The sequence below is a fragment of the Paracoccus methylovorus genome (genome assembly GCF_016919705.1).
Classification (GTDB): Bacteria; Pseudomonadota; Alphaproteobacteria; order Rhodobacterales; family Rhodobacteraceae; genus Paracoccus; species Paracoccus methylovorus.
The window spans coordinates 306,617-322,773 of sequence record NZ_CP070371.1 but is presented as its reverse complement, the minus strand read 5'-3'; the positions used below and the strand labels follow the sequence as shown (position 1 = coordinate 322,773).

The 16,157-nt window shown below is 63.3% G+C and carries 16 protein-coding genes; 8 read left to right on the top strand and 8 right to left on the bottom strand.

Annotated elements, in window-relative coordinates; translation table 11 throughout:
- Positions 1-401: 401 nt before the first annotated feature.
- From JWJ88_RS14740 to JWJ88_RS14710, 7 genes are read right to left on the bottom strand one after another with little or no spacing between them, the layout of a single operon-like run.
- Positions 402-1,598 carry a GIY-YIG nuclease family protein gene (locus JWJ88_RS14740; RefSeq protein WP_205296531.1) on the bottom strand — a complete coding sequence of 399 codons (1,197 nt, stop codon included), beginning with the start codon at positions 1,596-1,598 and terminating at the stop codon, positions 402-404.
- Complete coding sequence (locus tag JWJ88_RS14735; protein ID WP_205296530.1) at positions 1,591-3,636, bottom strand: DEAD/DEAH box helicase family protein; 2,046 nt, start codon at positions 3,634-3,636, stop codon at positions 1,591-1,593. The genes JWJ88_RS14740 and JWJ88_RS14735 overlap by 8 nt, the downstream gene beginning before the upstream one ends.
- 3 nt (positions 3,637-3,639) lie before the next feature.
- Entirely contained in the window at positions 3,640-4,614 is a 975-nt protein-coding gene (locus JWJ88_RS14730) for a hypothetical protein (protein ID WP_205296529.1), read from the bottom strand.
- Entirely contained in the window at positions 4,611-5,492 is an 882-nt protein-coding gene (locus tag JWJ88_RS14725) for a hypothetical protein (RefSeq protein ID WP_205296528.1), read from the bottom strand. The genes JWJ88_RS14730 and JWJ88_RS14725 overlap by 4 nt, the downstream gene beginning before the upstream one ends.
- On the bottom strand, positions 5,479-8,241 hold the full coding sequence (locus JWJ88_RS14720; RefSeq protein WP_205296527.1) for a class I SAM-dependent DNA methyltransferase: 2,763 nt from the start codon (positions 8,239-8,241) through the stop codon (positions 5,479-5,481). Before JWJ88_RS14720 ends, JWJ88_RS14725 begins: the two co-directional genes overlap by 14 nt.
- A complete protein-coding gene (locus tag JWJ88_RS14715; protein ID WP_205296526.1) occupies positions 8,242-8,661 on the bottom strand; it encodes a type II toxin-antitoxin system VapC family toxin in 420 nt (139 codons plus the stop codon).
- The gene (locus JWJ88_RS14710; RefSeq protein ID WP_205296525.1) at positions 8,658-8,903 is read right to left on the bottom strand and encodes a FitA-like ribbon-helix-helix domain-containing protein; all 246 of its coding nucleotides are present in this window, start codon (positions 8,901-8,903) and stop codon (positions 8,658-8,660) included. Before JWJ88_RS14710 ends, JWJ88_RS14715 begins: the two co-directional genes overlap by 4 nt.
- Before the next feature lie 230 nt (positions 8,904-9,133).
- On the opposite strand from JWJ88_RS14710, the gene JWJ88_RS14705 reads away from it, so the two are divergent.
- The gene (locus tag JWJ88_RS14705; protein ID WP_205296524.1) at positions 9,134-10,429 is read left to right on the top strand and encodes a tyrosine-type recombinase/integrase; all 1,296 of its coding nucleotides are present in this window, start codon (positions 9,134-9,136) and stop codon (positions 10,427-10,429) included.
- Here JWJ88_RS14705 and JWJ88_RS14700 read toward each other — a convergent pair.
- Positions 10,392-11,180, bottom strand: coding sequence for a hypothetical protein (locus JWJ88_RS14700; RefSeq protein WP_205296523.1), 789 nt, complete (start codon positions 11,178-11,180; stop codon positions 10,392-10,394). The two genes, JWJ88_RS14705 and JWJ88_RS14700, sit on opposite strands and share 38 nt — an antisense overlap.
- 87 nt (positions 11,181-11,267) lie before the next feature.
- Between JWJ88_RS14700 and JWJ88_RS14695 the strand changes: the two genes are divergently transcribed.
- From JWJ88_RS14695 to JWJ88_RS14665, 7 genes are all read left to right on the top strand, one after another.
- Positions 11,268-11,519: a helix-turn-helix transcriptional regulator gene (locus JWJ88_RS14695; RefSeq protein ID WP_205296522.1), complete on the top strand. Its 252-nt coding sequence runs from the start codon at positions 11,268-11,270 to the stop codon at positions 11,517-11,519.
- Complete coding sequence (locus tag JWJ88_RS14690; RefSeq protein ID WP_205296521.1) at positions 11,516-11,722, top strand: hypothetical protein; 207 nt, start codon at positions 11,516-11,518, stop codon at positions 11,720-11,722. The genes JWJ88_RS14695 and JWJ88_RS14690 overlap by 4 nt, the downstream gene beginning before the upstream one ends.
- Positions 11,719-12,126, top strand: a complete 408-nt coding sequence (locus JWJ88_RS14685; RefSeq protein WP_205296520.1) for a VRR-NUC domain-containing protein — start codon at positions 11,719-11,721, stop codon at positions 12,124-12,126. Before JWJ88_RS14690 ends, JWJ88_RS14685 begins: the two co-directional genes overlap by 4 nt.
- A complete protein-coding gene (locus tag JWJ88_RS14680; RefSeq protein WP_205296519.1) occupies positions 12,123-13,037 on the top strand; it encodes a helix-turn-helix domain-containing protein in 915 nt (304 codons plus the stop codon). Before JWJ88_RS14685 ends, JWJ88_RS14680 begins: the two co-directional genes overlap by 4 nt.
- Positions 13,034-13,522, top strand: a complete 489-nt coding sequence (locus JWJ88_RS14675; RefSeq protein ID WP_205296518.1) for a DUF6362 family protein — start codon at positions 13,034-13,036, stop codon at positions 13,520-13,522. The genes JWJ88_RS14680 and JWJ88_RS14675 overlap by 4 nt, the downstream gene beginning before the upstream one ends.
- A 328-nt stretch (positions 13,523-13,850) precedes the next feature.
- A complete protein-coding gene (locus JWJ88_RS14670; RefSeq protein WP_205296862.1) occupies positions 13,851-15,158 on the top strand; it encodes a site-specific DNA-methyltransferase in 1,308 nt (435 codons plus the stop codon).
- A gap of 4 nt (positions 15,159-15,162) precedes the next feature.
- Positions 15,163-16,155: a DNA cytosine methyltransferase gene (locus JWJ88_RS14665; RefSeq protein ID WP_205296517.1), complete on the top strand. Its 993-nt coding sequence runs from the start codon at positions 15,163-15,165 to the stop codon at positions 16,153-16,155.
- Positions 16,156-16,157: the final 2 nt, after the last annotated feature.

Genomic DNA, 16,157 nt, shown 5'->3' with positions numbered 1-16,157 from the left:
TTGATGTGGATCACTTGCGTGGGGATTTTCCGTCAAAGCGCGTTCGCGCGCCCCGAAAACGCGAAAAGCCCCCGCTTTTCAGTGGGGACTCGTCAAACGTTGAGGTGGCGTTGAGGTAAAACGCCGGTGTCTATACACAAGTGTTTTTGTCGGATTCTAACCATTTGGAAAGGTTAGATTTTTTGGTTGCGGGGGCAGGATTTGAACCTGCGGCCTTCAGGTTATGAGGCTATACCTCGGGAAAAGCGGCATTTCTTGAAAAACAACTGGTTACAGTATATCCCTTTGTTATCGCGAAATTTCTTTCCTGCTTTTGCCGACTTTCACACGCATTCCCCGCGCGAAAAGGGTGCTCAAAGGGCGTTCGGCTGTTGAGTCAGTGTTGAGTCAAAACAAGGGCCTCAACCAGCCCCGCGCTCGACCAGTGACGCTTTTTGCGGGTCGTAGACATAGCGCGTTATCGTCCCGTCCTTGATCTTCTCGACCGCCTCGTCGATGACGAAGAATGGGACCATGAACCATTCCTCGGGAACAACCGGTCGCCCGAAGCGGTCCTGAATCTGAACGTCCAGGCGCACAGCACCGAATATGCGGTGGATCAGCGTTTCAAGCTTCGAGCGGGAAATGTTGTAGAGCTTGTAGGTCGCGACCAGCTCGACATCCGCCATAAGAAACGTGGTTTGCAGGCGGGCGCCCTTGATGCGCTGCTGAACGTCGTTGCTGGTCACACCGATCTTGTGCACCAGGTCACGGTTTGCCGCGACCATGGGATGGTCCGACTTGCTGCGCAGGACATAGATCGTGCCGCTGGCCTGATCGTCTGTCGCGGCCTCACCCGAAAATAGCGGGCCTGCCACCGGATCGGTGATCCGGCGCCCGGCGTCGTCCTTGTTCAGTGCGCGCTGGAGCGAGCGCATCAGCATGTTGCTTTCCGTGCCATTGTCGAAAATCACGCGCAGGCGGGCGTCGGTGCGACCCTGATCTGTCAGCGTCAGTTCGCCCTTCTCGGCAACATAGGCTTTTTGGCCGCCCACGATGAAAAAGCGACCCGGTTCGATCTCGGCCTTCAACTCAAAGGGTCGGGTTTCGCGCATGCCATTGTCGAGGTCGCGCTGCACCTGTTCAAACAGCGGTTCGAACGTCGCGAAATCGGCACAGGCTTCGCGATTGGCAATGTCTTCGGCTGCCTTGCGTTCGGCGCTGGATCGGACATGGCGGAGGTCGGTAATCGCCGGCATGTTCGCCTCGACGCCCAGTTCGGCAAGAAGCGCGTCATCGTCCAGGTCTTCTTCGATGCCTGCCAGGTTCGCGGAACCGGCGTCGAACAGGCCCTGATGATCAAGCGGAAGGCATAGCTGACGACAATCGGCCTGTTCCCGAAGCCGATCGAGCCGAACGGCATACAGCCGTTCAAAAATATCCCCTTCCTCACCGTGGCGCGGTGCTCGACCATGGTTATCGACGAAACGCTGGATTTCCTCGAACCCCGCAATGATGCGCTCTTCGCGCGCTGTGCGAGCGGCGGCGGGCTTGGTCTCGACCTCGACACCCAGCTCGGCCAGCAGCGCATCGTCTTCGTCGGTGAATGTCTTAGCCATTCTTCTGCTCTTGCTTCATCCGGGTCAGAAAAGCGACCCCTTCCGCCATAAGCCTTTCCCATGGATCGGCAGATATGAGGTCAGGCAACCGCCCGCGATCCTGCTTGAACTTAAGCGCCCGCTTCGCCAGATCGCGCGCGTCCTCGGGTGTCAGTTGCACCTTGCGGGCATTGATGACGGCAGCGACCTGTTTCAGGCTGGCCTCGTCCATTGTCTTCGACAGGATCGCATAGGCCTCGGCAAAGGGATTGATCCGGTCAATAAGGTCGATGTCCAGTTCGGTCACACTCATCGCGAACCGACGCACCCCATCGACAAAGGCCGTGCTGCCGCCACCCTCAACCCCCGCTTCGGTAATCGCCGCCTTGGCCTGCTGGGTCAGGTTCAGCGCCGCGATGGCGTGTTGTCGCACAGCCTCCTGATCCTCGGTGTCAAGTTCGGGGTATTTGTCCCGGATGATCTTGCCCAGCCGAACCTGTGTCAGCTCCTCTGGCACCAGCTCCACATCGAACATGCCACGCTCGATGGCGGTCTTGTCCTGGACAAAGGCTGTGATGACTTCATTCAGGTCCTGACTGACGATCCGCTCGGCCTCCTTGCTTTTCGGCGGCGCAAGCCCCTTGATCTCGATCTGGAACTGCCCCTGCACCTCGTTGAAGCCGATATTGCACTTGTCCGGGTCATAGCCACCCGCGCCATAATCGAAGCCCTCGACCGGCCCCCCCGCCCTGGCCTTCGGGGTGAAGTTGAAGCGGGGCGTCAACACCTGTTCCATCAGCAGGCTGGCCGCGATGGCCTTCAGCGTGTCGTTGACGGCCTCGCGCACGGCCTCTTCTGATGCGTCAGGTTCCGCGATCAGGTTGGTGAAGCGTGCGCGGGTCTTGCCCTCGGCATCGCGGGTGGCGCGGCCTATGATCTGCACGATCTCGGTCAGGCTGGAGCGATAGCCGACTGTCAGCGCGTGCTCGCACCAGATCCAGTCGAACCCTTCCTTCGCCATGCCCAGCGCAATGATGATATCGACGTGATCGCGGTTCATCTTCTGGCCTGGGTCTTTCAGCGCGGCCGAAACCCTGTCGCGCTTCACAGCCTCATCATCAACCAGATCGGCGATGCGCAGCACGCGTCCCTCGGGGGTTTTCACCAGCTGGAACCCGGTCGCGGGATCGGTGCCCTGCCATTCGCCAAGCGCCTCGATGATGTGCTCGACCTCCTTGATCTTGTCCTTGGTGCTTTCGCGCGAATTGACCGAGGGGATGTGGACAATCGTCTTTTCAGTCGGGTCCAGCACCTTCACGATGTCGTCGGCATAAGAGCCGCTGTAGAAATAATAGCCGATATCCAGCTTTTTCAGATAGCGATAGCCGTTCAGCTGCTCGTAGTAAGTATAGGTGACGGGCTCAAACTTCGCCTCATCCTCGGGCATCAGAACCGCCTCGGCATCGCCCCGGAAATAGGAACCGGTCATGGCGACGACATGCACCTTGTCGCGGGCGATGAACGCGGCCAGATGCGCGCCCAGCTTGTTGTCGGGGTTGGCCGAGACGTGGTGGAATTCATCCACCGCGATCAGGCAGTCATCGAACGCCTCGATCCCGAAGCGATCAACGGCAAAGCGAAAGGTCGCATGGGTGCAGACCAGCACCCGGTCATCGCTGTCCAGGAAGGACTGCACCGAACTGACCTTGCCGCCGTCCTCGCCCGGTGCGTTGCACAGGTTCCACTTCGGCGTCACCACCCAGTCGGCCCAGAAGCCGAACTGCGTCAACGGCTCATCGGCAAAGCTGGAACCGATGGACTTTTCCGGCACGACGATGATCGCCTTGCGCAGGCCCTGATTGTGCAGCTTGTCCAGCGCGATGAACATCAGCGCCCGGCTTTTGCCCGAGGCCGGGGGCGACTTGATCAGCAGATATTGCTCGCCGCGCCGCTCATAGGCCTTTTCCTGCATCGGGCGCATCCCCAACTCATTGGGCCGGCTGGAACTGCCGTTCCGCGCATAGGTGACCGAGACGGACGGGACGCTATTTTTCTGCATTATCTATACCTTGCCGCCACCAATATGCACCGACGCATGCGCAGCATGCCACGCGGTTTCAATATCATCTTCATTGGCCAGATAAAATTCTCCACCCAGCCATTCAGCGCATTCGACCAGTTGCTTTTTGATTATGCTTTCAGCTGCAACTGCATCGGCAAAGCAATTGAAGGCGGAAAAACCGGATCCGCTGCTTGTCCGCACTGTAACCCATTGAAACGCGCCTCGAGGCATCGACTTCTGGAATAACTGACGGCGCATGTCTGGGCTTGCTGACAATCCAATTTTATAGATCGCGCGCCCTTCCGCAGAGCGTCCGAGATAGGCATTCGTATTGCCCTCCAGCTTCAGCACATAGAGGTCGCGAGCCAGCTTTCCAAACCTTGGCGGAACTGAATATCCACCTTCGTTGTCGGGTCCGGGGCGGACCGCTCCACCAGCCGTGACCTCTTCGTTGGCGTTCGAGACATCCATGATTGCGGGGGAGTATGCGGCAACTTCTATCCAAGGGGTCTGCCGCAGCAAGTTGATCACTGCGCTGTCAGCAATGACTTCGCCCATCGCCGACACGTGCCGCGCAGTCCGCGATAGTTCAGGAAACACGTCCTGTGCCCGCAGCCGATATTCCGGCAGATAACTGAAGGCGCGCACGGCCCGTAGCGAGTGTCGCCACTGGTCGGGATCTCGTGCATGGTGGATCGGGTGCGTGAACTCATCCCGATCACCCGTCTCGTGGGTCACCAGCATGAAACCTGCGATCATCCCCTTCAGCTTCGGGTCGATGTAGGTCTTGTTGCTCGTTACGTAGCAAACTGTGATGAAGGGATCAGTCAGGCCTTTCAGCAGATTGGCGCGCCGCGTCTTTCCCCGATCACCAGACCATCCGACTGTGCCCCAGGTCTCCGGGGTCCATCCCCAGAACGAGGTGAACAGAACCGAAGTTTCGTCCGTCCAGAAATCTGTTTCGCTCGTCGTCATTGCGCTGAAATCCTTTGGTCAAGACGCCGCAGGAAAAGACGCGCCGTGATCAGCGTCACTTGAAGGCGGAACGTGCAGTCATCTTCTTCCGACAGCCCCGGATGGCTTCCTTCGGGATGCAGTCGCGCCCAAAGCCCCAGGACAAACGCTGGCTTGCCGCGATCATTTTCCCATTCGTTGTAATGCGCCAGAAGGAACGGCCCAGAGCCTTCACTCGCCAGATAGTCACGCTTCTTGAAGTCAGGCTCTGACTCATCACACCCCAGCTTGACTGCAATGCGGTCCAGCAGATCTTGGTAGAATGTCCGCAGTTGCGCGTTGGAGGCGGCCCAGTCACCGCGTTGGAATGCCGACGTCGCCTGATTAAGATGCCCTGCGGCGACCGTCAGCTTGTGTTTCAGCAGCAGGTTGTCGACCTCGCTTTCTGCTTCGCGAAAGTCGAGGCCAGGCAGGTCGTCGGGCAGCATCCGCCTTAGTACCGCGACTTTTATCTCTCGCGGGCCGTTATCGAAGATCGACTGCCTTCCGCTAGGGTCTGGAACTCGATCAGAGACAATTTCAAAACCGTCGAACCGCAATCCTGCCGTCAATTTCAACCAAGCCGGATCATAGCGATGATATTCTGGCACTTTTACTGCTTCTTCGACAATCGCTCTCTGCAGGGGCACGTCACCTGAAGCAGTTCGCGCAGTTACATGAAGTTTCTCAGCCACACGAGCTAGCTCCAGCAGCTTGCGCTTTATCGTAGACCCGCCGATGTAGTCCAAGCACCCCCAACCAAAAATCAAAGTATCCAAGCGGTCATGCGTGTCGTATTCGCGCTCGAGAACTTCTATTGCGGCTGCAAGGGTGAATGTGTGGAACTCAGGCACGCGCATCTCCGACCTTCTTGCTGGTCATCTTCGTGTACATCTCGAACAGCTTTTCCAGCCGTTCGGTGTCGTTGCGGAAGCGGCGGCCGATGTAGATGCGCTCAAGGGTTTCGTCGTTGCGGTCGTGGGCGGCGCGGAGGTTGTCGGGCATGGTTTCGGGGTCGTAGAGGTCGGCGATGGTGGCGGGGAAATGCGCCTCGCGCGCCAGAAGGATGGATACGGCGCAGGCGACGAGGTCGGATTTCTGCTTTTCGGTCAGCGGCGGGACGGGGAAGGTGTTCCAGCCGAGGGTGTTTGAATAGCGGTATCGGGTTTCCAGTTTGCCGCAGACGGTGGCGATCCAGACCAGATGCAGGCGCGAGGCGATCAGGGCCATGTTCCAGAGCGGGGCGTCGTAGAGGGCGAAGGCTTGATCTTGAATGATTGCGGCCGCGTTCAGTAACCCGATCGGCAAGAACGGCCTGTTTTCAGAGCTTACACGCGGGACAACCAGAACATGGCCCTCGGCGGTCGTCTGATCGCGGAAACGATAGGGCGTCTCCGCCAGCTTTTGTGCTGCCTTGTCCCGAATAGCCGCGCGCCGACTTGCAGCGGTTGCTTTCAGCCTCTCGGCAATCGGCGGAATGGCCGCTGCTGCCTCGGCGTTCTCATCAGCGATCCACAAGCAAGCACGGGGCGCGGCATTGATGAACTCCTGTGAGCCATAAAGAGGCCGGATGAAGTCCGCAGCTTGCGGAAACCCCGCCACGATCCTGCGGCCTTCCTCCACAGAAAAGATGAGGGGCGCGCCGTAGTAGGGATGATTGCCGAACTGCATGACGGCCTGTCCACTCATGGGCCGAGACTTTCCCTGCACTTCGACATTGGGGGCCGCAACCAGATATGCGTTGATGTTCGCGGTCTCTCGGCGGATCGTCTCACCATCGTCACTCAGCAAGAACAAGCTGCGGATTGGGCTGGGTCCACTTGTGATTCCGACGATCACAACCGTAACGCCCGCATTGTGACTGGCAAGATTGGCCCATTTGAAGCTGGTATGAGCAAAAAGGATATGATGCCCGGTCCCGAATATTGTCGGCCAGAGGATCGGCACCTGTTGCCCTTGGCAGATGGAATTTGTTGAAACGAAAGCTGCGGCGGCGGGGGTATGGCTACCGAAATCCGCTGCTTTCATGAACCATCCTGCCACATAGTCCAGCGACTTCCAATTCTTGCAGCGACCGTCAAATATATTCTTCAGATCGCCTTTTTGTTCGAGCGATTGCCATTTTGACCCCAGATAGGGCGGGTTCCCGCAGATATACGTCTCGCCGCCCTCATTCTCGAAATCAACCTCGGCCTGATCCAGCGGCGTGGAAAACAGGTCATCGCCGCGCAGTTTCACCCCGGTCCCGGTCGGCGGGCAGATCGACAGCCAGTCCAGCCGCAGCGCATTGCCGCAGGTGATCCAGTTCTTGCTGTCCAGCGGCAGGAAATCCCGCGTCGCCTCGCGCTGGCCCCGGTGCAGCACATCGCATTGATATTCCGCGATGATCAGCGCCAGCCGCGCGATGGTGGCGGGGAAATCCTTCAACTCGATGCCGCGGAAATTGGTCAGGGTGATCTCGGACCGCCGATCGGCCTCGCCCCGCCGCGCGTTGATCTGCGCCTCGATCGCACGCAATTCCTTGTAGGCGATGACAAGGAAGTTGCCCGATCCGCAGGCCGGATCGAACACCCGGATCCGCGCCATGCGATTTCGCAGGTTCAGCAGCTTGCGCCCGTTGTCACGTGCCTCTTCCAGTGCCGCGCGCAGGTCATCCAGAAACAGCGGGTTCAGCACCTTGAGGATATTCGGCACCGAGGTGTAGTGCATGCCCAAGGCGCCACGCTCATCCTCATCGGCGACGGCCTGGATCATCGAGCCGAAAATATCCGGGTTCACCTGCGTCCAGTCCAAGCCCCCGATGGTCAGCAGATAGGAGCGCGCGATCTTGCTGAACCGGGGCGCTTCGGTGGTGCCGGAAAACAGTTCGCCATTCACATAGGGGAAGGGATCGGCCCAGCGGGGGATGCCTTCGGCGGTGCGATCCTCGGGTCTGGTGTTCATGGCGTGAAACAGGGCGCCGATCACCTCATGGGTGTTCGAGCTGTCACGCGCGCTCATGGTGTCAATGGTGCGGGTGAAAGTCGCGTCGCCGCTGAAAATCCCGGTATCCTCGGCAAAGAAGCAGAAGATCAGCCGGGCCATGAACTGGTTCATGTCGTGGCGGCGCGCGGCGGTGCCCCAGTCGGGGTTGTCCTTCAGCAGCTCGACATAAAGCCGGTTGAGGCGGCTGGTGGCGCGGATGTCAAAGGCGCTTTCCCGGATCGCGCGCACCGTGGTGATGCCCGCCAGCGGCAGGAAGAAACCGAAATGGTTCGGGAAATCGGCGTAAGCGCAGATGATGGCCTCGCCCGAAGTCAGGTCTTCGGCCTGGAATTCAGTGCCATCGGTGGCGAGGATGAACTTCGCCTTGGCCCGCGCGGTGGCGGGGCTGTCGCGCAAGGCGGCCAGGGTGGCGTTGGCCTGACCCTCGGCGCAGGTCTTGATGTGGATGTTGTTGGCCTGCAGCACGCCGCCAAGGTCGGATTTGTTGGAACTGCCGGCGCGCAGGCGCTTGATGGTGGTGTCCTTGTTCCCGAAGGCCAGCAGGAAGGCAAAGGGGAATTCGGCCGCATCATAGGGCTGGTCGGCAAGGGCGGTAATGGCCTCTTCGATCTCGACGGCGTTCATTCAGGCGTTCCAGGGGTTGATCAGGTCAATGCCGCAATCCGCGAAATCGGCGGTGTTGCGGGTGGCGACGATTGCGCCATGAGCGCGGGCGATGGCGGCGATCTGGCAATCGGCATGCAGGATCGGGCGCCCCATCGCACGGCGCGCGGCGGCGATGGCGGCGAAAGCCTCGGCCGCCGGGCTATCGAAGGGCAGGATGCGGCCGGCGAAGTCCTCGCGGATGATCTGGTCGATCATGGCGGCCAGGCCCTCGCGACGCTTGCCTTCGGGCAGGATGGCGACGCCGTGGCGCAACTCGGCCTCGGTGATGGCGGTCAGCCAGATGGTGGTGCCGTCCCGCGCCGCCAGCCAGTCCAGGACATGCGGCTCGGGTGCCGGGCGCAGGATTTCCGACAGGACATTGGTATCGAGGATGATCATTGATCGAAGGTCGGCGGGCTGCGCATCGCGTCGCGGGCAGGGATGTCCAGATCGACGCCGCCGGTTCTGGCGACGCGCGCGCGCAGGCGCTGCGCCAGGTTCATCGGCGGGCGCTGGTCGCCGACCGCGTCGCGCAGGATTTCGCGGGCCTCTTCCTCCATGGAACGCCCACGCTCGGCCGCGCGCACCCGCAGGCGGCGCTTGATGCCGTCGTCGAGGTTCCTGATCGTGATGCTCGCCATACGCGTCTCCCTGCTGGATAGGCTTTAGAATATGGGCCGATTGCATTGCAATCAACTAGAACCGGCAGGAATACACACCGTTTGTGATGCTCGGCCCCCACCAAACGCCCCACCGGCGCGGTTTGCGCCGTTTCCGCGCCGGTCCGCGCCTGTTTTCCGGTCCTGCAATCATCTCGTTGATAAGGCGGCACATCTACGCATGTGTCGGATCGTCAAACGAGGGACAGGTCTTGCGAAACAGAGAGAGATTGACCGAGAAGCTGGTCCGGGCGGGTGAGACGCGCCCGAAGGCGTGGCAGATTTTCGACACCGAGGTGCTGGGGCTGTCGATCTGCATCTACCCCTCGGGCGGGCGCAGCTTCATGTTCGACTACCGCGCCGCCGGGCGGCAGCGGCGGCTGACCATCGGGCGCTGGCCGGAATGGAACGTCACCGCCGCGCGCGAGCGGGCCAAGGCGCTGCGCCGCGATGTCGATGGCGGGCTGGATCCGCTGGCCGAGCGCGAGGAGGTCCGCGAGGCGCCGCGCTTTCCCGACCTGGTGGCGCGCTATCTGCGCGAGCACGCCGCCCATCTGGCGCCGCGCAACGCCGCCGATCAGGCGTCGATGCTGCACAAGCTGATCGTGCCGCATTGGAAGCACCGGCTGGTGGCCGATATCGACGCCGCCGATGTCGAACGGGTGCTGAACCTGATCGCCGAGGGCCGATCGCGCCCAGCCAAGAAGAAGCCCAAAGCCAAGCGGCGCACCCCGCTGAAGCCGCCCAAGCCCACGCCGGTGCGCGCCAACCGCGCGGGCGAGATGCTGCGCCGGGTCTTCAACCTCGCCATCGCGTGGAAGATGCGGCCCGACAATCCGGCCGTGGGCTTTCGCCGCCGGGTCGAAACCGAGCGCGAACGTTTCCTTGACATGGAGGAGATCGCGCGGCTCAGCGAAGCGCTGGGCGGGGCCGAGGACCAGCGTGCCGCCAGCATCATCCGCATGTGCATGCTGACCGGGGCCCGGCTGGGCGAGGTCAGGACCGCGCGCTTCGAGCATTTCGATCTGGAACGCGGGGCATGGGTCAAGCCCGCTGCCAATACCAAGCAGCGTCGCATCCACCGCGTGCCGATCTCGGCAGACACGGCGGCGTTGGTGCGGACCCGGCTTTCCGCCGTGCCGGTCGGTTGCGACTGGCTGTTTCCGGGCGATGTCGAGGGCAAGGACCAGCCGGTTCAGGAGATTCGCCGCTTCTGGATCGGCATTCAGGATCGGGCCGGGTTGCCGGGCGTGCGCATCCACGATCTGCGCCACACCTTCGCCTCGCTTCTGGTCAGCGGCGGCGCCTCGCTGGAGATGATCGGCAAACTGCTGGGCCATTCGCAATCCAGCACGACGATGCGCTATGCCCATCTGATGGATTCGCCCCTGCGCGCCGGGGTCGATGCGGTGGCCGATATGATGCGCATACGGCCGAGGCTGGTCCATACGGCCCCCCCGGCCGAGGAGGTTACGCCTCCGCTTGCAGCAGGCGCCAGATCGGGCTGACCCGCTTGCGGATCGTGCTTTCATCGGGCGCATCGCCATCCGTGCTGGTGGCGATGAACCAGTCCTGCATCTCACCGATCAGATCGCCCTGCTTTTCGGGCAGGCCGCTACGGAAGATGCGCAGCACCATCGCACCATAAAAGCCCTCCCAATCATAGCTCTTGGACGAGTCCGCTCTCGGCCGCCGGAAGATGCCGTGCTGGTCTTCAAATCGCGCCACGGCATCCCCCGTGATCATCAGGTCGTCGCGCGTCACTACCAGCGCCGCATCTGGCGGATGGATGTGCTTCCATTCACCGCTGCCGGGCAGGCGGACGCGGCGGATCGCCACTTCGCACGGGCCGGTGCCGCTGCGGCGAAACATCGCGAGAATATCGCCTGGCGCAATCACCGCGAGATCGGAGAGGATTTCGCCGCCGATGAGCGTGGGCGGGATGGCGATCATCAGCTCGAGATGGCCGGCAAAGGCCCAGTCGGCAATATCGGCCGTCTGACAGCTCCAGCGCGCAGCAGCTTCGGGCAGGCTGTAGAGCGCCCGTTTCGGTAAAGACATCGGGTATTTCCTGATTTGTTGCGTTTCTGAAAGGCCTGACCCTTCAGCGGCGCAACTCTGACGTTTGCACACGCCATGATTGATTCGACCGAAGCGCGCACCCCGCCCCGATCCGACCCGGAAGCGGCCGCGCGCGCCTCCGGCGCCGCCCCCCAAAATGCCCTCAAACCCCACAAAACATGGGACCGGCGCGGTCATGGCGATTTCCGCGCCGGTCCATTCCGCGCCGCCGGTCCCCGGCTCGTGCTCTCGCTTTCCCCACAACCACGGGGAAAGGACCGCACCATGACCGATCAGGCGATGATCGCGCCCGAAACCGCCCAACAAGGGCTTCTCGACGACTGGATGCCGCGCCGGGAACTGGCCGGCATCATCGGCGTCAGCGCCGACACGCTGAAGCGCTGGGAGACGCGGCGCATCGGCCCGCCCTGCATCCGGATCGGGCGCAAGGTGCTCTACCGGCGCGGTGCGGTGCGCGCCTGGCTGCTCGACCAGGAGAGCCGCAAGACCGCCGGCCGCGGGAGGGCGAGCCGATGAGCGGCGATGACGACCGGCCGGGCGTGGCCCCGATCTGGGGCATCGTCTTCGCGCTCATGTTCGCGATGCTCGTTCTGGTCATTGTGGCGTCTCTCTGGCTCGCCGCATCGATGATCGACTGGGACGCGGTGCTGCGCTTCATCGCACCGACCGCCTTCGAGACCCGGCCGATCGAGGACATCCTCGAGGGGGGCCGGCGATGACCGCGCCCTCTCCTGCCCGGCTGCGCCGAGGCCGGCCCGAAGCCGATATCCAGCGCCAGATCGTGGCGCTGCTGCGCGCGGTGCTGCCAAAGGGCGCCATCGTCCATCACGCCGCCAATGAGGTCGGCGGCGGCCGTCATGCCCGGGCGCGGCAGGCGATCCTGGCCGGCATGGGCGTGCATGCGGGTTTCAGCGATCTGGTGGTGCTCTCGGAAGGCCGGGCGCTGTTTCTGGAGGTCAAGAGCGCCCGGGGCCGCCTCAGTCCGGCACAGACCGGCTTTCGTGATGGGGTGCAGGCGCAGGGTTTTGCCTGGGCGCTGGTGCGCTCGCCCGAGGATGCGTTGAGCGCGCTCGGGACGCACGGCTTCCGCACCAGGCTGGCCGGGCCACGGAGGCCGCGATGAGCAACCTGATCTCGGCTTCGGTCCAGCGCCGCGTGGTCGGTTCGGCCACGCGCAAATCGGTGCTGCTCTACATGGCCGACAAGGCCGCCGACGATGGCAGCGGTATCTGGACCTCGAAGTCCAATATCGCCCGCGATCTGGAGCTGTCGCGACGTGCCGTGCAGTTGGCGATCCAGGATCTGATCCGCGACGGGCTGGTCACCGAGACCGGCCAACGCGACTGCAAGCACGGCTTCACGGTGGAATATTCCATCGTGATCGAGGCTGTGGATAACCTGACCTCAACGCGGGGACAGCCTGTGGATAACCTCGCCGCAACCCGTGAACAGGGTTCACCCCGTGAATCTGGTGCACGGGTAACCCGTGAACGTGGTTCACCCCACCCCGTGAACCAGATTCACCCGAACCATCCTTATATAGATACTACTACGCCAACGACCGATGGCCCGCCTGTGGGTAACTCCGACCCGCAGGCCCGCTGCCTTGCGGTTGCCGGCCCCGGCCTCTGCCCGGCATCGCGAACGGCGATCACCGCGACCGCCGAGGTGATCGAGGGCTGGCTGCGCGAGGGGATCGACCTTGATGCCGACATCCTGCCGGTGATCCGCGCCCGCACGCCGACGATCCGCATCAGCCCGATCCGGACATGGGCCTATTTCAGCGACGCGGTGCGGGCGGCCCATCGGCAACGCCTGCGTCAGCCGATAAGGCCGCGAGGCGCAGAGAAAGCCGGCGCCCCGGCCAACCCGCAGCTGCGATTCTTCGCCGACTGGGTGAACTCGGATCGCTACCTGCCCGCGAACGCCATCTCCAACGCCATTGTGCAGGCCCTGTTGGTAGCAGGTCTGACCACAACCGAACGCCTCGCCCAACACGGCGTCCCCGTCCCGGCCATGAAGGAGCAGCCATGATCACCCCAAGCGAGATCGAGGACCGCTTCGAGGAGGCCGCGCTGACCCTGCGGCGGCTGCCGAACCCGCCCGGTTCGGGCGCGCGCGGCTATGGCCGCTCCTGGCCGGAATATGTTCACGAGGCCCGGCATGCCTATGGCTACGAGGAAGCCAAGATGCGGGTGATCCCCAACGCCCGCGAGATCCAGCGCATGGAGGAAGCGCTGGAATGGCTGGCGCTGGTCGGCGGCGACAGCGAGCAGACGATCATCGACAACCGCCGCATCGTCTGGATGCGGGCCGAAGGCCATCGCTGGAAGCAGATTTGCCGCGCCGTGGGCTGCGCGCGCTCCACCGCCTGGCGGCGCTGGACGGCGGCGCTGGTGACGATTGCCAACAGATTGAACAAGCGCCGGAAACCCGGCGCCCGCCCGCGAGCCGCAAAATCGACGGGTGACGGCGAGCGCGGCAAACCGGACGGCGGGGGCGCGAACGGGCCGCCGTGACGGCGCGAAAGGGGCGAACATAGGGCGCGACAAATACCGCCAGATCGGCCCATATTATCCATAACATCGGGCCAGTGCCGCCCGGCCGGGCACCTCCCCCCCGGCCATGGTTCCTCCGCCGCATCGATCCCATGCGGGGGGCAGCAGCGCGCTAGTCCTCTAGCGTCAAAGGATTTTTCTGGGTTTCCACCCGTGGGTTGCCACTTTGGGTTGCCACGGTTGCTGCCCCCTCCGCCGTCCCTCGGACATTCGCCTGTCCGTCACTTTGGACCCGCCTGCCCTGTCGCAGCGGGTCTTTTCTTTTGGAGTTCGCCCCTTGCAGATCGAGATGATGCCGGTCGGGCAGTTGGTGCCCTATGCGCGCAATGCCCGCACGCATTCGGACGACCAGGTCGCCCAGATCGCCGCCTCGATGGCCGAGTTCGGCTTCACCAACCCGATCCTGATCGGCGAGGACGGCGTGATCATCGCCGGCCACGGGCGGCTGATGGCGGCACAGCGGCTGGGGCTTTCCGAGGTGCCGGTGATCGTGCTGGCGCACCTGAACGCAGCGCAGCGCCGGGCGCTGGTTGTCGCGGACAACAAGATCGCGTTGAACGCTGGCTGGGACACCGAGATCCTGCTCGAACAGATCGAACTGATCCGCGCGGAAGGGTTCGACATCGATCTGGTCGGCTTCTCGGATGACGAACTCGGCGAATTGCTCGCCGAAATCGAGGCACCGGAGACGGCCCGCGCTCTCGAGGGCGAGGATGACATCCCCGAGCCACCGGCCGAGCCGGTCACGCGCCCCGGCGATCTGTGGATCCTCGGCAACCATCGCCTGCTTTGCGGCGACAGCACCGTGGCGACGGATGTCGAGCGGGTGCTGGCCGGGGTCACGCCGCTGCTGATGGTCACCGATCCGCCCTATGGGGTGGAATATGATCCGTCCTGGCGGAACAAGGCGCTGGGACAGGCCACCACCCGCACCGGCAAAGTTCTGAACGACGACAAGGCCGACTGGCGCGAGGCATGGGCGCTGTTTCCGGGCGATGTGGCCTATGTCTGGCATGGAGCCCTGCACGCGACCACGGTCGCCGACAGCCTGATCGCTTGCGGCTTCAACATCCGCTCGCAGATCATCTGGGCCAAGGATCGGCTGATCCTCAGCCGCGGCGACTACCATTGGCAGCATGAACCTTGCTGGTATGCCGTTCGCGCCAAGGGCAAGGGCCATTGGGCCGGTGACCGCAAGCAGACCACGCTCTGGCACATCACCAGCCGCGATCAGGATGCCGAGACCGTCCACGGCACGCAAAAGCCGGTCGAATGCATGCGCCGCCCCATCCTGAACAATTCTAGCCCCGGCCAGGCGATCTATGAGCCCTTCATGGGATCCGGCACCACGCTGATCGCGGCCGAGACCACCGGCCGCAGCTGCCTCGGCATCGAGTTGAACCCTGCTTACGTCGATGTCGCCATCGAGCGCTGGCAGAACCTCACCGGCGGTGTGGCCATGCTGGAGAGCGACGGTCGTTCCTTCACCGAAATTTCCGGTGATCGGTCAAGCGCCAGTCCCGGCACCCCCGCCGCGCAGGCCAGCGACCCCGACCCCCAGCCAAAACCCGCGCGCAAGCGCAAGACCGCCGCGTGAGGCCATGCATGACCTGGTTGTATCTTCCCCCGGCCTGCCTGCCGGAGCCGCAGACGCATGTCTCTTCGGCGTGTCGCTGTGCTCCGGCGCGGGCGGGCTCGAGCTGGGAATCACCCTCGCCGTCCCCGGCTATCGAACTGTGGGTTACGTCGAGCGGGACGCCTTCGCGGCGGCCGTGCTCGTGGCGCGGATGGAAGATGCGGCCCTGGATCCAGCGCCTCTCTGGGACGATATTGCCAGCTTCGACGGCCGCCCATGGCGCGGCGCGGTGGATATCGTCACTGCCGGATATCCGTGCCAGCCGTTCAGCGTGGCGGGCAAGCGCCGGGGCGCGGACGATCCCCGCCACCTCTGGCCCCATGTCGCCCGCATCATCGGCGAAATCAACCCGCCCTTCGTCTTTCTCGAAAATGTCGCCCATCATCTCCGCCTCGGCTTTCCCGAAGTCGCCAGCGGACTGGTCGGTCTGGGCTACAGGCTTGCGGCAGGCCTCTTCACTGCGGCGGAAGTCGGTGCGCCCCATCGGCGCGAGCGGCTGTTCATCCTCGCCATCCGCGAAGGCGACGAGCTGGCCGACCCCGCGCGCCTGCTCGGGGATCCGCTCGAGCGGCGGCAACCGGACAGAAATGCTGCGCCTCTGGCCGACGCCGATGGCAACGGATGGGTGCAAACCGAGTGCCGGCAACCGCCGGGCGGCCGATCTGACCCACGCGGGCGCCCTGTGGATGACGCCGACGGCACGCGACCACAAGGACGGGGCGAGCACATTGGCGAACACGCCGGTGAACGGGCTGCTTGGCCGCCAGGTCCTGGTGACACCGATGGCTGGCGGCGATACCTCGCCATCGCCCCGGACGCTGAACCCGCTATTCGTCGAGGCGCTGATGGGCTGGCCCACCGGGTGGACCGGCTTCGGCTCTGTGGCAACGGCGTGGTCCCCCTGGTTGCAGCGTATGCGCTCAGAACTCTGGCAGCTCAGCTGCTGGCCGATGGATGAAC

What these genes read in the sequence shown, in the direction of transcription:
- JWJ88_RS14740 (WP_205296531.1), bottom strand. Translation starts at nt 1,598, where the DNA reads ATGGCTAAGACATTCACCGACGAAGACGATGCGCTGCTGGCCGAGCTG.
- JWJ88_RS14735 (WP_205296530.1), bottom strand. Translation starts at nt 3,636, where the DNA reads ATGCAGAAAAATAGCGTCCCGTCCGTCTCGGTCACCTATGCGCGGAAC.
- JWJ88_RS14730 (WP_205296529.1), bottom strand. Translation starts at nt 4,614, where the DNA reads ATGACGACGAGCGAAACAGATTTCTGGACGGACGAAACTTCGGTTCTG.
- JWJ88_RS14725 (WP_205296528.1), bottom strand. Translation starts at nt 5,492, where the DNA reads ATGCGCGTGCCTGAGTTCCACACATTCACCCTTGCAGCCGCAATAGAA.
- JWJ88_RS14720 (WP_205296527.1), bottom strand. Translation starts at nt 8,241, where the DNA reads ATGAACGCCGTCGAGATCGAAGAGGCCATTACCGCCCTTGCCGACCAG.
- JWJ88_RS14715 (WP_205296526.1), bottom strand. Translation starts at nt 8,661, where the DNA reads ATGATCATCCTCGATACCAATGTCCTGTCGGAAATCCTGCGCCCGGCA.
- JWJ88_RS14710 (WP_205296525.1), bottom strand. Translation starts at nt 8,903, where the DNA reads ATGGCGAGCATCACGATCAGGAACCTCGACGACGGCATCAAGCGCCGC.
- JWJ88_RS14700 (WP_205296523.1), bottom strand. Translation starts at nt 11,180, where the DNA reads ATGACCGCGCCGGTCCCATGTTTTGTGGGGTTTGAGGGCATTTTGGGG.
- JWJ88_RS14695 (WP_205296522.1), top strand. Translation starts at nt 11,268, where the DNA reads ATGACCGATCAGGCGATGATCGCGCCCGAAACCGCCCAACAAGGGCTT.
- JWJ88_RS14690 (WP_205296521.1), top strand. Translation starts at nt 11,516, where the DNA reads ATGAGCGGCGATGACGACCGGCCGGGCGTGGCCCCGATCTGGGGCATC.
- JWJ88_RS14685 (WP_205296520.1), top strand. Translation starts at nt 11,719, where the DNA reads ATGACCGCGCCCTCTCCTGCCCGGCTGCGCCGAGGCCGGCCCGAAGCC.
- JWJ88_RS14680 (WP_205296519.1), top strand. Translation starts at nt 12,123, where the DNA reads ATGAGCAACCTGATCTCGGCTTCGGTCCAGCGCCGCGTGGTCGGTTCG.
- JWJ88_RS14675 (WP_205296518.1), top strand. Translation starts at nt 13,034, where the DNA reads ATGATCACCCCAAGCGAGATCGAGGACCGCTTCGAGGAGGCCGCGCTG.
- JWJ88_RS14670 (WP_205296862.1), top strand. Translation starts at nt 13,851, where the DNA reads ATGATGCCGGTCGGGCAGTTGGTGCCCTATGCGCGCAATGCCCGCACG.
- JWJ88_RS14665 (WP_205296517.1), top strand. Translation starts at nt 15,163, where the DNA reads ATGCATGACCTGGTTGTATCTTCCCCCGGCCTGCCTGCCGGAGCCGCA.